Origin of the sequence: Pseudomonas mosselii (genome assembly GCF_019823065.1) — a bacterium.
GTDB classification, from domain to species: Bacteria; Pseudomonadota; Gammaproteobacteria; order Pseudomonadales; family Pseudomonadaceae; genus Aquipseudomonas; species Aquipseudomonas mosselii.
The window spans coordinates 2691953-2706136 of record NZ_CP081966.1 but is presented as its reverse complement, the minus strand read 5'-3'; the positions used below and the strand labels follow the sequence as shown (position 1 = coordinate 2706136).

9 protein-coding genes are annotated in these 14184 nt (G+C 67.1%); 8 read left to right on the top strand and 1 reads right to left on the bottom strand.

What is annotated here, in order from left to right; all coding sequences use genetic code 11:
* Window positions 1–4: 4 nt before the first annotated feature.
* From K5H97_RS12565 to K5H97_RS12540, 6 genes are read left to right on the top strand one after another with little or no spacing between them, the layout of a single operon-like run.
* The gene (locus K5H97_RS12565; protein WP_028689469.1) at window positions 5–1012 is read left to right on the top strand and encodes a polysaccharide deacetylase family protein; all 1008 of its coding nucleotides are present in this window, start codon (window positions 5–7) and stop codon (window positions 1010–1012) included.
* Window positions 1012–2316, top strand: coding sequence for an oligosaccharide flippase family protein (locus K5H97_RS12560; RefSeq protein WP_028689468.1), 1305 nt, complete (start codon window positions 1012–1014; stop codon window positions 2314–2316). Before K5H97_RS12565 ends, K5H97_RS12560 begins: the two co-directional genes overlap by 1 nt.
* Window positions 2313–4223 carry a hypothetical protein gene (locus K5H97_RS12555; RefSeq protein WP_028689467.1) on the top strand — a complete coding sequence of 637 codons (1911 nt, stop codon included), beginning with the start codon at window positions 2313–2315 and terminating at the stop codon, window positions 4221–4223. The genes K5H97_RS12560 and K5H97_RS12555 overlap by 4 nt, the downstream gene beginning before the upstream one ends.
* A gap of 34 nt (window positions 4224–4257) precedes the next feature.
* Complete coding sequence (locus K5H97_RS12550; RefSeq protein ID WP_028689466.1) at window positions 4258–4947, top strand: GNAT family N-acetyltransferase; 690 nt, start codon at window positions 4258–4260, stop codon at window positions 4945–4947.
* A gap of 4 nt (window positions 4948–4951) precedes the next feature.
* Complete coding sequence (locus tag K5H97_RS12545; protein ID WP_028689465.1) at window positions 4952–6124, top strand: GNAT family N-acetyltransferase; 1173 nt, start codon at window positions 4952–4954, stop codon at window positions 6122–6124.
* Entirely contained in the window at window positions 6096–6872 is a 777-nt protein-coding gene (locus K5H97_RS12540; protein ID WP_028689464.1) for a ChbG/HpnK family deacetylase, read from the top strand. Before K5H97_RS12545 ends, K5H97_RS12540 begins: the two co-directional genes overlap by 29 nt.
* On the opposite strand, the gene K5H97_RS12535 is transcribed toward K5H97_RS12540, so the two are convergent.
* Window positions 6869–9112 carry a putative bifunctional diguanylate cyclase/phosphodiesterase gene (locus K5H97_RS12535; protein WP_028689463.1) on the bottom strand — a complete coding sequence of 748 codons (2244 nt, stop codon included), beginning with the start codon at window positions 9110–9112 and terminating at the stop codon, window positions 6869–6871. The two genes, K5H97_RS12540 and K5H97_RS12535, sit on opposite strands and share 4 nt — an antisense overlap.
* A gap of 136 nt (window positions 9113–9248) precedes the next feature.
* Between K5H97_RS12535 and K5H97_RS12530 the strand changes: the two genes are divergently transcribed.
* Together K5H97_RS12530 and K5H97_RS12525 are read left to right on the top strand one after the other, a co-directional pair.
* Window positions 9249–12377, top strand: coding sequence for a dermonecrotic toxin domain-containing protein (locus K5H97_RS12530; RefSeq protein WP_028689462.1), 3129 nt, complete (start codon window positions 9249–9251; stop codon window positions 12375–12377).
* A gap of 97 nt (window positions 12378–12474) precedes the next feature.
* Window positions 12475–14094, top strand: a complete 1620-nt coding sequence (locus K5H97_RS12525; protein WP_028689461.1) for an NADP-dependent glyceraldehyde-3-phosphate dehydrogenase — start codon at window positions 12475–12477, stop codon at window positions 14092–14094.
* Window positions 14095–14184: the final 90 nt, after the last annotated feature.

The following is a 14184-nucleotide window of genomic DNA, read 5'->3' as shown; positions in this document are numbered from 1 at the left end:
GGACATGCCGATCAAGACTCAAATCAAGCAGGCCAGTGGCTGGTTCTATTTCAAGTCGCCGCGCGGGCGCGCCGAGCTGCGCGGCGCCGGGGTGATCCTCATGCTGCACCGGGTGCTGGCCGATGACGCCAGCGCCGCCCTGCCCCATCGCAACGAGCTGTGCGTTGGCCCCCGGGCCTTCGAAGGGCTGCTGCGCTGGCTGCACCGCCATTTCGACTGCGTCAGCCTCATGGACCTGCTCAAGAGCCACGAGCAGCCCCGCGGCGATACCCGCCCCAAGGTGGCCCTGACCTTCGACGACGGCTGGCGCGACAATGCCGTCAACGCCTTCCCGTTGCTGCAGCGCCACCAGGTGCCGGCGAGCATCTTCCTGTCCACCGACTACATCGGCAGCCGCCAGCGCTTCTGGTGGGAGAGCGTCGGCGAGACCCTTTGGGGCAGCCATGGCGAGGACGCCCGCCGGCAACTGATCGAACGCCTGCGCAAGCTTGGCCGGCCATTGCCGGCGGCCTACTTCATGCACGAACACAGCAAGGCCCGCAGCCTGGTGCTGGCGCGCTACCTGCAGACCCTCAAGAGCCTCAGCCCCCAGGCCCTGCATGTGCTGACCGACGCCTGCCCGCCGGAGTCGCTGCCCCAGGCCATGGACTGGCAGCAGGTGCGCGCCCTGGAGGACTCCGGCCTGGTGCGTTTCGGCCCCCACGGCGCCAGCCATGCCCTGCTGCCCTACCTGGACGATCACCGCCTCAACGAAGAGCTGCAACGCAGCCACGCCGCGCTCAACGAAGGCTGCCGCGAACCGCTGCCGGTGTACTGCTACCCCAATGGCGACCATGACGAACGCGTGCGCGCGCGGGTCGCCGCGCACCGCTACCCCTACGCCCTGAGCACCCGCCCGGGCATCTGCCAGGGCCACGACGACCCGCTGGCGCTGCCGCGCATCGGCGTGAGCCAGCGCAATGCCAGCCGTCCTTCGCTGCTGGCCTGGCGCATCAGCCGCGGAGAACGCTGATGAACCGCAACAGCTACCTGTGCCACCTGGCGCTGAGCATGGGCACCAAGCTTGCGATGATCGCTCTGCGCCTGCTGCGCAACGTGCTGCTGGCGCGCATCCTCGGGCCCAGCGAGCGCGGCCTGTTCGCCCTGCTCAGCACCCTGCCCGACCTGATCAGCGCCGCCACCAGCGGCGGCCTGAACAGCGCGGTGGGCTACCAGGCGGCCAAGCAGCGCGACATGGGCCTGCTGCTGACCCAGGTGCTGGTCTACGGTTGCCTGCTGGCCGGGTTGTTGACCCTGGTCTGCGTGTTCCTGGTCCGCGAATTGGGCACCAATCTGGAAATTACCGTGCAATTGGGCCTGCTGGCCTGGCTGTTGCTGCTGGCGGTGCCGATGACCGTGCTCAAGAGCGGTCTGCTGACCCTGCACAACGCCAGCGGCGGTGTCGGCGCCTTCAACGCCCTGCGCCTGACCGAATCGCTGGCGCCGCTGCTGCTGTTTCTCGGGCTGTTCTGGATGTGGCGCGACGAGGCCCTGGAAGCCGCGCTGATCAGTTGGCTGTGCGGCATCGCCCTGGTGCTGGTGCTGGGCCTGTGGTGGCTGCGCCGCCAGCACCCGCTGGCCCTGCGCTGGGATCGCGGCGGGCAGCGCGAGCTGCTGAGCTACAGCGCCAAGAGCCACCCCGACCTATTGTTCCAGCAGGTGATCCTGCGCTCGGACTACCTGTTCATCGGCGCCATGCTCGGCAGCACCGCCCTGGGCCACTACGCCATGGCCAGCGCCGCCGCCGAACTGCTGCTGATCGTCCCCGAGGCGGTGACCACGCCGCTGATGAAGCGCCTGCTGCAGCAGGACGCCGGCATGGAGCGCCTGACCCCCCTGGCGCTGCGCCTCACGGCCACGGTGATGCTCGGCGCCTGCCTGAGCATGGCGCTGATCGGCCAGTGGCTGATCGTCACCCTGTTCGGCGCTGACTATGCGCCGGCCTATCCGGCGCTGCTGGCCTTGCTGCCGGGCCTGCTCGGCCTGTGCTACGCCAGCATCCTGCGCCTGGACCTGCTGGGCAAGAACCGTCCCGGCACGGTGTCGCTGCTGATGGGCGCGGGCGCCGCGCTGAACCTGGTGCTCAACGTGGCGCTGATTCCGACCTGGGGGATCGTCGGCGCGGCGGCGGCCTCATCCATTGCCTACCTGGCAGTCACCGTGGCCATGCTGGTGCTGTATTGCCGCCTCAGCGGCGTGCCGCTGGGCCAGACCCTGATCATCCTGCCCGCCGACCTGGCGCCGCTGCGCCAGATGCTGCAACGGAGGGCGGCATGAAAGCCCTGCTGCTGTGCTCCACGCTGTTGGCGCAGACAGCGCTCGCCGCGCCCGTGCAATGGGGCGAGATCCGCGATGGCAGCCTGTACCTGCTGCCGGCCCGCGCCGACGAGCTGCGCATCCAGTGGCGTCCGGCCTGGCAGGCCGACGCCAACCCGGAGCGCCTGTACCTGCTGGATGGACAGGGCCGGCTGGCCGGCGAGCGGCGCATTGACGCCACGCAGGTGCGCGGCGAGCAGCGCTGGCCGCTGACACCGGCTGGCGGCGCCTATCGCCTGGAAGTGCCCGGCTACAGCTTTCGCGACTACCGTATACAGCACGACGCCAGCACCCGTGCACTGTTCGCTCCGTCCAAGGTGCACTTCAGCGCCGAGGTCGGGCCGGGTGTCGAGCTGTACTTCCGGGTCAAGGCCGGCGAACGGGCGGTGCTGGCCGGCAAGCACCATGGCGGCGTCCACGGGCTGTTCGCCGAACGCCTCGGCGACGGCCGCCGCGTGCAGTTGCCGCTCAAGCCCTACCGTGCCTACTGGCGCTTCGACCAGTTGCCACTGCCGGTCAGTACCCGCGACGAGACCTGGCGCCTGGGCCTGCAGGGCAGCGGCAAGGCGGCATTCTGGCTCGACGGCACCACCAATCTGTTCGCCCAGCGTACTGACGACCTGGGCGACCTGCCCCAGCAACCAGGCCAGGTGCGCCTGGCCCTGGGCAGCAAAGTACTCGGCCCCACGCCGAGGCTAGGGGTGGCCCTGCCTTATGTGCTGCCGCCGGCCTCGAGCTTTGCCGCCCTGGATGCCCTGCGCCCCCAGGCCGCCGGTTTCTACAGCTTCGTCGACGTGCTGCAACGGCAACCCGATTTCGAGAACACCTGGCGCAAGCTCTACCAGGAACGTTTCGGCATCCTCCAGGACATCACCCTGCTGGCCGGCAGCGCCCGGGTCGCCGACCTGCGCAGCGACCGCACCAGCAGCGATGGCCTTGACGCCTGGCTCGAGGCGACCAAGGCCCTGGGCGGCAAAGGCACCCACTACCTGGCCTTTGCCGACGAGCCCAACCTCAACTATCGCGACTACGCCAGCTACCGCGACTTCTTCCAGGCCATGGTCAGGCGCGTGCGCGAATACCCCGGCGCCCGCGAGGCCGGCGTGCGCATCGCCATGCCGGCTTCCTCGCGCCTGCTCGGCGGCCCCTTCACCGACGATGGCAAGCAACGCCGTGGCATCGACTGGGCACGGCGCCTGCTCGCCGAACAGGGCGCGCAGATCGACGCCCTGGCCTGGCACGAATGGATGGTCCGCGACCTGCTCGCCACCCGCAGCTACCGTGACAGCGTGCGCCAGGCCGCCGAGCTGGTCGGCCTGGACGGCCAGGGCCGGCCGCGCAAGGCGCTGCTGCTGGACCAGACCAACCTGTCCAGCGGCTCGAGCCTTAGCCCCTACGAGCAGAACACCCACTACGCCGGCCTGTGGTGGACGTCGGTGGTGATCAATGCCGCCGGTGATGGCTTGCTCGACATGCTCAACTGGTTCCATGTCGCCGACGAGCCCGAATGGCCCAAGGGCATGCTGCGCGATGCCGGCGACCAGCGCTACGAACTCAAGCCGGTGGGCCTGGCCCAGCAGTTCATCCAACGCCACTGGCTGGACCAGGTGCTGGCCCTGGACAACGACGCTTTCGAGGTCGACGCCCTGGCCATGGCCCGTCAGCACCAGCGCAGCCTGTTGGGAGTGAACAAAGCCGAGCGCCTGCAACAGGTGGCGCTCACCTTGGGCGACTGCCCATCCGGCCAGCTCGAACTGTTCGGCCCCGACAACCAGAGCCGCCGCGCCAGCTTCAGCTGCGCCGATGGCCAGGTCCGTTTTCAACTGCCAGGGCAGACCGTGTTCGCCCTGACCTGGAGCGCGTCATGAGACGCATCTCGCTCAGCCATGCCCAGGAGGCACCATGACTGCATTTACCAAGATCCAGGACCGCATCAAGCGCAAGGGACTGCGTGACACCCTCGGTAGCGCCTTCCGGCACTACGTCTTCTACCATTGGGAACTGCTGTGGATGGAGCGCGACCTGGACAGCCCGGTACCGCCGCACCGGCTCAAGCCCTACGGCACCTTGCGCGTCGAAAGCATCACCGTGCATAACGTGCAGGCCTTCGCCCGCCATTTCGGCGACCGGGTCGAGACCATGCGCGAACTGGCCGCCGAGGGCCACACCGGGTTGATGTTCCTCGACGACGAAAACGACGCCGTGGCGTTCATCTGGGGCAGCAACCGCCACTACCACGACCGCCACTACTACGGGTGCTGGTTCCCGGTCGGGCCAGGCGAGTTCTTCGAGTTCGGCGGCGAGCTGATCCGCAAGTACTGGGGCACCGAACTGTCGGTGGACCTGCAGCTGGCATTGTGGAAGGCCATGGCCGCCCAGGGCTGCACCAAGGTGGTGGACGTGTGCGAACAGCACAACATCCCGGCGCTCAAGCTGCACCTGCGCATGGGCTACCAGGAACAAAAACGGATCACGAACGTGTACTGCCTGTTCGGCCGCTGGAGGCTCTACCGCGAGAGCCGCTACACCACCTCGCGCCTGGAACCGCTGCGCAAGCCTGAGGTCCCGGCCTCATCGGCCTCGGCGGGCTGAATTTATGACCCTGCAGCTCAGCTGGTGCGCCTCGCTGCGCAGCGACGACTTCCCCGCCGCCGACTACGAGGCGCTGCGCAGGCGCCTGCCCGGCAGCACGCCGTTCAACCACCTCGGCTGGCTGTGCGCCGCCGAGGCCGCCCTGCTGCCCGGCCAGCAGCTCGGCGTGCTGCTCGGCTACCAGGACCAACGCCTGTGCCTGTGCCTGCCCCTGGTCCGCGCCCGGGAGCCCTTCGGCCCGCTGTTCGCCCCGGTGGTGCGCCACCTGGGCTATCCGCTGAACGACCGTATCGCCCTGCTCATCGACCTGCCGGCGCTATACGCCGACCAAGTCCTGCAGGCCATCCGCAAGCACCTGCCCCATGCCCTGCTGCAACTGAACGAGGTGCCCGACAACGCCGAGCACGAAGGCTGGCTGCGCCAGTGGGCCAGTGCCAGTTCCACCTGGCAGCAGCGCCTGACCTGCCGCGTGCCGGTGCACCGCATCAACGAACAGGATCGCCAGGAGGTCAGCGGCGACCCGCGCTACAAACTGCGCCGCGCACGCAAACGGATCAAGGCCTGTGGCGCCAGCGTGCGTCGGGTCACGGCCAGCGCCGAGAACATGAGTGAGCTGCTCGACGCCATCAGCGCCGTCGAGGCCGCAAGCTGGAAAGGCGACGACGAGGTTGGTATCTTCTCCGGCCCCCTGCGCCGCCAGTGGATGTACCAAGCCTTCACCGCGCTGGCTGGCGAAGGCCTGGTTTGCCTGGTGCTGCTGGAGCTGGACGGGCGCTGCATCAGCTACCGCCTGGGCCTGGTGGAGCGCGGCCGGGTCTACGACTACAACCTCGCTTTCATGCCCGAACACCGTGACTTGGGCAGCGGCCGCGTGCTGCTGGAGGAGTGGATCCACTGGGGCCTGGACGCGGACTGGAAATGGATCGACGCCTCGCGGGTCAGCCTGGACAACTCCAGCCACCAGCTGCACGAACGCATGACCGGCCAGCTCGAACAGTGGCGCCTGAGCAGCTACAGCTGGCGGCCCGACGGCGTGCTGCTGGGCCTGGCGCAGCGCTGCTGGCGCTGGCTCAAGCCGCGCCTGCGCAGACGCTCGCCGCGCTACGAAGCCGATGTTGTCGCCCCCACCCCGCCACAGGAGCGCCCGGATGCCATCCCAGGTCATAGTCAACGCTGACGATTTCGGCCTCAGTGCCCACACCAACGCGGTCATCCTGCACGCCTTCCAGGCCGGGCTGATCAGCTCGGCCACGGCCATGGCCAACATGCCAGCCTTTGCCGCCGCCTGCGCGCTGGCCCAGCAGCCACTGCTCAAGGGGCGTATCGGGCTGCACTTCAACCTCACCTACGGCCGGCCGCTGAGCCAGGCGATCCTTGCCGAGCCACGCTTCTGCACGCCCCACGGCGAGTTCGACCTGCGCCTGAAGCAACGCACCCTGCGTCTGTCGCGCCGGGAACGTGCCGCGGTGGAAGCGGAACTCGAGGCCCAGTGGAAACACTGCCTGGACCATGGCCTGATGCCCAGTCACCTGGACTCGCACCAGCACGTGCACAACATCTGGCCGGTGGGCACCGTCGTCGCCCGCTTCGCCCGCGACCAGGGCGTGCCGGTACGCTTGGCGCGCAACCTCGGGCACAACATCGGACCGGCCAAGCGTGCGTTCAAGACCCTGCTCAACTGGCGCCTGCGTCAGCTCGCCGGGAGCACCGCCGACTTCGTCTGCACCCCGGCCGACCTCAAGGCCGGCCTGGCCCCCGCGCATGGCGTGCTGGAGCTGGTGGCCCACCCCAGCGCGCTGGGCGGGCATGACTTCGGCGATGCCTACCTGGCCAGCGGCGAGTCGCTGCTGGCACTGGTCGAGCAGCGCCTGGGGCAGGTGCCACGGGTGGGGTATGCGAGCCTGGGCGTAGACGAAGCAAGCTAACGCCCCGGTGGGCGATGCCGCCGTTCGTGGTTGTCGGCCAGCCAGCGGCGCAGCGCCTCGGCCGGCATCGGCCGCCCGAGCAGGAAGCCCTGGCCCTGGTCGCAACCGGCATGGCGCAGGAAATCGTATTGCTCCTGGGTTTCGATGCCTTCGGCGGTGATGCGAAAACCCAGGGCATGGCCCAGGTCGATGATCGCCCTGGCGATGGCCACCGCGTCGTCGTCCCCGGGCAGATCCTTGATGAAGGCACGGTCGATCTTCAGATGATCGATCGGCAGCGCGCGCAGATAGGCCAGCGACGAATAGCCCGTGCCGAAGTCGTCCACCGCCGTGGCCACGCCCATGGCCTGCAACTGCGCCAGCACCGCGCAGGCCTGCTGCTGGCTTTCCATCAGCAGGCTCTCGGTGATCTCCACCTCCAGCAGGTTGGCCGGCAGGCCATGGCGTTCCAGTGCCGAGGCCAGGCTGGTGACATAGTCGCTGCGTTCGATCTGCAGGGCTGCGACGTTGATCGCCAACGGTCCGGGCAGGCCATCGCCGGCACGCCATTCGGCCAGCTGCGCGCAGGCCAGCTCCAGCACCCGCTCACCGAGCGGAATGATCAGCCCGGTGCGCTCGGCCAGGGGTATGAATTCCCCTGGCGAGACCAGGCCATGCTCAGGGTCACGCCAGCGCAGCAGGGCCTCGACGCCCTCCAGTTGGCCGCTGAACAGATCGACCTTGGGCTGGTACCACAGCTCGAATTCGTTGTGTTCCAGGGCCCGGCGCAAGTTGCGCTCCAGCTCCAGGCGCTGCTGCAGGCGCTCGGTCATGTCCGGGTGATAGGGACGCCAGGCATCGCGCCCGGCTTCCTTGGCCACGTACATGGCGGTGTCGGCATGGCGCAACAGGCTGTCGGCGTCCTCGCCATGCTGCGGACACCAGGCCAGGCCGATGCTGCCGGTGACCAGGGCGGCATTGCCGTTCAGGTCGAACGGCCGCTGCAGGCAGCGCAGCAAGGCACGGACCTGGTGGTTCACCTGGCCCTGGGCACCTTGCAGCATGAACACGAACTCGTCACCACCCAGACGGCAGAGGCGGTACTGGCTGTCCAGCTCCTGCAAGAAGCGCGCGGTCGCCTGCTGCAGCAACAGGTCGCCCATCGGATGGCCGAGGCTGTCATTGACCTGCTTGAAGCCGTCGATATCGAGCATCAGCACCGCCAGCCCATGCCCCTGCAGGATCGCCGTACCCAACTGCTGCTGGAACAAAATCCGGTTAGGCAGCCCGGTGATGGTGTCGTAGTGGGCCAGGCGCTCGAGCTGGGCCTGGTAGCGCTGCAGCTCGCGGTTGCGCTGTTCGAGCAACCGCTGCTTGCGGTTGAGCTGGGCGACGAACAGGCTGAACAGCCCCGTGCAGCTCAGGGCGAACAGGAACAGCGGCGAGCCGAACAGGTCCAGCCCCGACCAGCCGCCCCGAGGCACGGCCACCAATTGCCAGGCGCCGCCCGGCACCGCCACGGTCATCATCACCTGCGGCGCCTCGAACAACCGTGGATCGCCCCAGATCAGCGCACCTTCGGCGCCCTTGCCGTCGCTGCCACGCACGGCCAGCTCGAACTCGGTGTCCAGGCGCAGCCCCGCGGACAGCAGCAGGCGGTCGATATCGGCGACGATCGACACATTGCCCCAATAAAACCGCACACCCCGCTTGCCGGTGACGAACACCGGGCGCCGGTAGATCAACGCCCGACCGCCCTGGTACAGCTGCAGGGGACCGGCCAGCACCGGCTGGGCATGGTCGCGGGCCGATCGCACCAGCGGGAACTGGTCCGGCAGCTGGCGGTAATCCAGCCCGATCAGCCGCTCGTTGCCCGCCATCGGGTAAACATCTCGGATGACATCCCCCGGGGCCAGGGCGATATGACGCATGTAGGGCACAGCGCGCAGGGCATCACGGGCCATGCCGTGGAAGTGCGCCTCACTGATGCCGCCATCGGCGGTGATCAGCTGGGCGATACCCTCGGCTTGGCCAAACGCCGCGCCCAGCTGGGCTTCCAGCGCGCCACGCAGGCCCGCCAGCCGGGCGGCGAGGTTGCCCAGCTGCTCAGTGCGCTCGCGCTGTGCATCCAGATGCCCCAGGGCGACCGAGAGGCCGATCCCCACCAGGGCGAGACCGACCGGCAGCAGGCGATTGAGCGATTGGCGCAACGTCCCTACTGGCGCTGGCGTGGGTTCTTGAGAGTGCTGGGGAGTGATCATAGGCAGGCGATGGCAGTCGATTACGCATTTATCGGCGCTGCGCGGCCAATATTGAGGTTCGTTTTGCCGGTACAACCATGTACCACCGGCAGCTCCGTCACGGCTGCTCTGATGTGCGCTTTGCAAGGAGCCACAGATGACAGCGAATATCCCCCACTCACACCATGCCCTTGTGCAACGCCAGCTGCCCGTCTGGGCCCGGGAGGCCAGCGCAGGGCACTGGCAGCAACTGAGCGACGCCATCCTGCCGGCGCAGGGCCTGCCCGGCGCCGAGGCGGCCTGGTTCGCCAATGCCGCGCCGCACCTGCGCGAAGCGGTCCAGACCAGCCAGGTACGCCTGATGCGGGCGCAACGCGCGATGGCACGGCACCTGCGCGGTTTAAAGAACATCAACGAATTCGCCGAGCCCCTGCTCACCGAACGCTTGCGCACGCAACACGGACTCAGTGCGCCACTGCGTAGTACATCACTGGTCTGGGTGAAGCACCTCTACAGCTTCCAGGTCTACCTCACCCACCACGAACACCGCAGCCTGCTCGAAGCCGCCTTGCACAATTTCAGCGACACCGTGACCTTCAGCCGCGACAGCGCCCTCGCCCTGGACAGCGACTGGCATGTCAGCCAGACCGTGATCACGGGCAAGACGACCCTGGGCGACAGCGAGACCGAAGTCGACATCGACCTGCCTTCGGAGCAGATCCGCATCAAGCCCCTGGCACTGACACCCGAAGTGTTCGCCAGAACCTGTCGCGATTTGGACCTCGGGCAGGCTTACCAGGATCACCTCGATACCGCCTTCGCCGCGTCCGGCGTGCGCCCGGCGGCGCTGCGCGTTCACCAGGACAGCCTGCGTCTGGCGGCTGACCTGGCGCGAGTCCGCAACCGCCTCAGTGGTGCGGGATGGGATGCGCTGCAGACCTTGCCGGAAAATGGCGAAGTATTGCCCTGCAGCCAACTGAGCCTGTTCGGCATCACCCTGCACGAGGCGACCCTGATCGATACCGGTACTTCAGGCATCGTGTTGTACCTGCCGGGACAGACAGACAGCCTGCGCGCCTTCGACAACCTCGAAGCGCTGCATAGCCAGTTGCGCAGCGACTTGCAGCAGGAGCCGTTTCGCCAGGGTTTCATGGTTTATGTGCCAAGCGAGCAGCAGGGCCAGTTCGCCAGCCGCCTGCGCCAGAATGCCGGTGGCGACCTGCATTTGCGCCCCCTGCCCATCGCCGCAGACCTGTTCGACTTCCTCCACGACGACCACGTGGCACGCCTGAAGCACGAAGCCCGGCAACTGGCCGTGCCTACCGCGCAGGCCGACGAACAGGCGCTCAAGACGCGCAAGGCCCTCTGGGCCAGCGCCGGTCTCGACATGCTGATGATTGCCGGCATGTTCGTCCCCGCCTTGGGCACGGTCATGACCGCGGTGATTGCCTACCAACTGCTCGATGAAGCCTACGAAGGTTATGAGTCCTGGCAGGTCGGTGACCGCGCGCAGGCCATGGCCCACCTCAGGTCGGTAGGCCTGAACCTGGCGCTGATCGGCGGGCTGCATCTGGCCGGCAAGGCCATGTCACGCCTCGCCAGCAGTTCACTGATGGAAAGCCTCGAACCCGTCACCCTCGAAGACGGCAGCCAGCGCCTGCGGCGCGTCGATCAGCGTGACGAGAGCATCCTGAAGAACGCCCTGAAGGGGCTGTATCTCCCCGAGCAAGCCAGCCTGCTGAGCGAGCGCCTGATCATCAACGCGATGCCACAGCTGCCTGGTTGGCCGGAGCAACTGCGCCTGGAACTGCGGGCCGCGTCCCCCCAAGGCCCGCTGTTGCTTGTCGCCGGTGGCCAGGACACCAGTCGTGTCTGTACCGTGCTCAAGTCAGCCGAGGGCTACGAAGCCTACCTTGGCGAACGACCAGCCCCTCTACAACAAGACCACGATCTCTGCCGTGCGGTCGTGCAGGCGCTGTCTCCCAACGACCGTGCAGCCCTGGGTCTGACGAGCACCAATGGCGATGGGTTGCGCCAACAGATCAACGACCTGGCCCGCTCGGACCCTGCCATGGTCCGACGTCTACTGACAGACTCAGCGCCAGGTTGGGGCAACCGCGGCCAGTTGCGCGGCGGCATGGACGAGCCTGCGCCACCCGCTCGGCGTATCGATGTCGGCACGTTCTGGCGCCGCTACCGAGCGCTCTACCCCGAGTCCGCCGATTTCCAGGTCAACGAGCAACTGAGTCAATGGTTCGAGGCTGGCCTGGATCCCATGCAGCAACTCACCGAACTGGAGCAGCAACTGCTGGCGTTCCGTGCCCGGGTACGTGCCTGGGCAGGTGAGAGTCCGCTGCGCCAGGCTGCCGCGCGCAGGCTGATGAGCAACTGGCAACGGATATCGGAATACTCACAGGAAGAAGGCCAGCTCATCCACATGATCAACCTGGCCGACCTGGGCCTGACCAACGATGACCTCGCCTCGCTGGCGCTGCCTGACCGCTTCACCCATATCCAGCGGATCGACCTGGCCGCGAACCCCGCCTTGAGCGAACTGCCCGCAGAGTTCCTCGAACGGTTTCCCCAGTTGCAACGCCTGCACCTGACAAACTGCGGCTTCGAGCAGATCCCTGCGGTCGCCATGCCACACACATTGGAATGGCTTGATATGCAAGGCAACAGCATCCTCTGGAACGACGCCAACCAGGTTGCTCTGGATCGCCTCGACAATCTTCGCCTGCTGGACCTGTCGCACAATCCACTGGCCCGCAGTCCTGACCTGAGCCGGCAGAATGCGCTGGACATGCTCAACCTCAACAGTTGCGAGCTCACCGACTGGCCCCCCGGCATCCGTAGCGATGACGATTGGCGCCCCGTCGTGTTCGATCTACGGGACAACCGCTTTACCCAGTTGCCGGACAACCTGCAATTGTCTCGGATCGCGGCCCAGGCGCTGTGGCTGGAGAGCGCCGAACTCAGCGAACGCGTCACCCAGCAGATCCAATCCTACTACGAGCGAAATAACATCGATCTGCTGGTGGCCGACGCCGATTATGAAGAGATGCTGGCAGACACCGATGTCGACGACTGGACTATCTGGAACGATCTGCCCCTGCAGTATCGTCGTGAACTGCGTGGACTGCAGGACTTGCCGGACTACACTCAGCCGCGGCTGTGGCGGCGCCTGCGCACGTTCGCCGACCCGCGGGCCATGGATTATGGCTTGTCGATCGGCGCGATGAGGCTGCTGGACGACGAGGTGTTCCCGCCGCCTTTCGAGGAATGACCGCCAGCGGCTGCGCCAGGCTGGCAATTTTCAGCCGGTCGGCGCATGCTCGCAAGCTGAAGCGTTTCATCATCCGGATTTGAGAGGTGCAGTACCCATGGACCGTCTGCTCGATTCGCTGTTTCCCGCCCCCGAGGACATCCCCGAAGCCTGGCGCCTGGGCGCGCCGCTGGAGCAACGCGACTACCTGGTGGGTGGCGAGCTGCGCCGCTGGGACGGCCCGCTGGCCACCGTGCGCAGTCCGGTATGGCTCAAGGAAGGCGACAGCAAACGCCAGGTGATCCTCGGCAGCGCCCCGCTGCTGGATGCCGACACCGCGCTCACCGCCCTCGACGCGGCTGTGGCCGCCTACGACAAGGGCCGCGGCGCCTGGCCGAACATGCGCGTGGCCGAGCGCATTCAGCATGTCGAAGCCTTCCTGGCGCGCATGCGCGAGCAGCGCGCGGCGGTGGTCAAGCTGCTGATGTGGGAGATCGGCAAGAACCTCAAGGACTCGGAAAAGGAGTTCGACCGCACCTGCGACTACATCGTCGACACCATCGACGCGCTCAAGGACCTCGACCGCCGCTCCAGCCGCTTCGAGCTCGAACAGGGCACCCTGGGGCAGATCCGCCGGGCGCCGCTGGGCGTGGCGCTGTGCATGGGCCCGTACAACTACCCGCTCAACGAGACCTTCACCACGCTGATCCCGGCGCTGATCATGGGCAACACCGTGGTGTTCAAGCCGGCCAAGTTCGGCGTGCTCTTGATCCGTCCGTTGCTCGAGGCCTTCCGCGACAGCTTCCCGCCGGGGGTGATCAACGTCATCTACGGGCGCGGCCGCGAAACCGTCAGCGCGCTGATGGCCAGCGGCAAGGTCGACGTGTTCGCCTTCATCGGCACCCACAAGGCCGCCAGCGACCTGAAGAAACTCCACCCGCGCCCGCACCGCCTGCGCGCGGCCCTGGGCCTGGACGCCAAGAACCCCGGCATCGTCCTGCCCCAGGTCGACCTGGACAACGCCGTCGAGGAGGCCGTTACTGGCGCCCTGTCGTTCAACGGCCAGCGCTGCACGGCGTTGAAGATCCTCTTCGTGCACGAGGACGTGGTCGATGCCTTCCTCGACAAGTTCCAGCGCAAGCTCGCCGCACTCAAACCGGGCATGCCCTGGGAGCCGGGCGTTGCACTGACGCCGCTGCCGGAACCGGGCAAGGTCGACTACCTCGACGGCCTGGTGGCGGACGCCACCGCCAAGGGCGCGCGAGTGCTCAACGAAGGCGGCGGGCAGAGTCGAGGTTCGTTCTTCTACCCCGCCCTGCTCTACCCGGTCAGCCAGGACATGCGTGTCTACCACGAGGAACAGTTCGGCCCGGTGGTGCCGGTGGTGCCCTACCGCGACCTGCAGACGGTGATCGACTACGTGCTCGACTCCGACTACGGCCAGCAACTGAGCCTGTTCGGCAACGACCCCGAGACCGTCGGCGCCCTGGTCGACACCTTCGCCAACCAGGTCGGCCGGATCAACCTCAACGCCCAGTGCCAGCGCGGGCCGGACACCTATCCGTTCAACGGCCGCAAGAACAGCGCCGAGGGGACCTTGTCGGTGCATGATGCGCTGCGGGTGTTTTCCATCCGTACCCTGGTGGCGACCAAGTTCCAGGAAGCGAACAAGGAGCTGATCAGCGAGATCATCCGTAACCGGCAGTCGAGCTTCCTGACGACTGATTACATTTTCTAAAGCTTCACGCACTTCCCTGAGCGGCCTTGTGTCGCGAAAGGGCTGCGTAGCAGCCCCGGCGATTGATGCATCAACATCAAATCCTGGGGC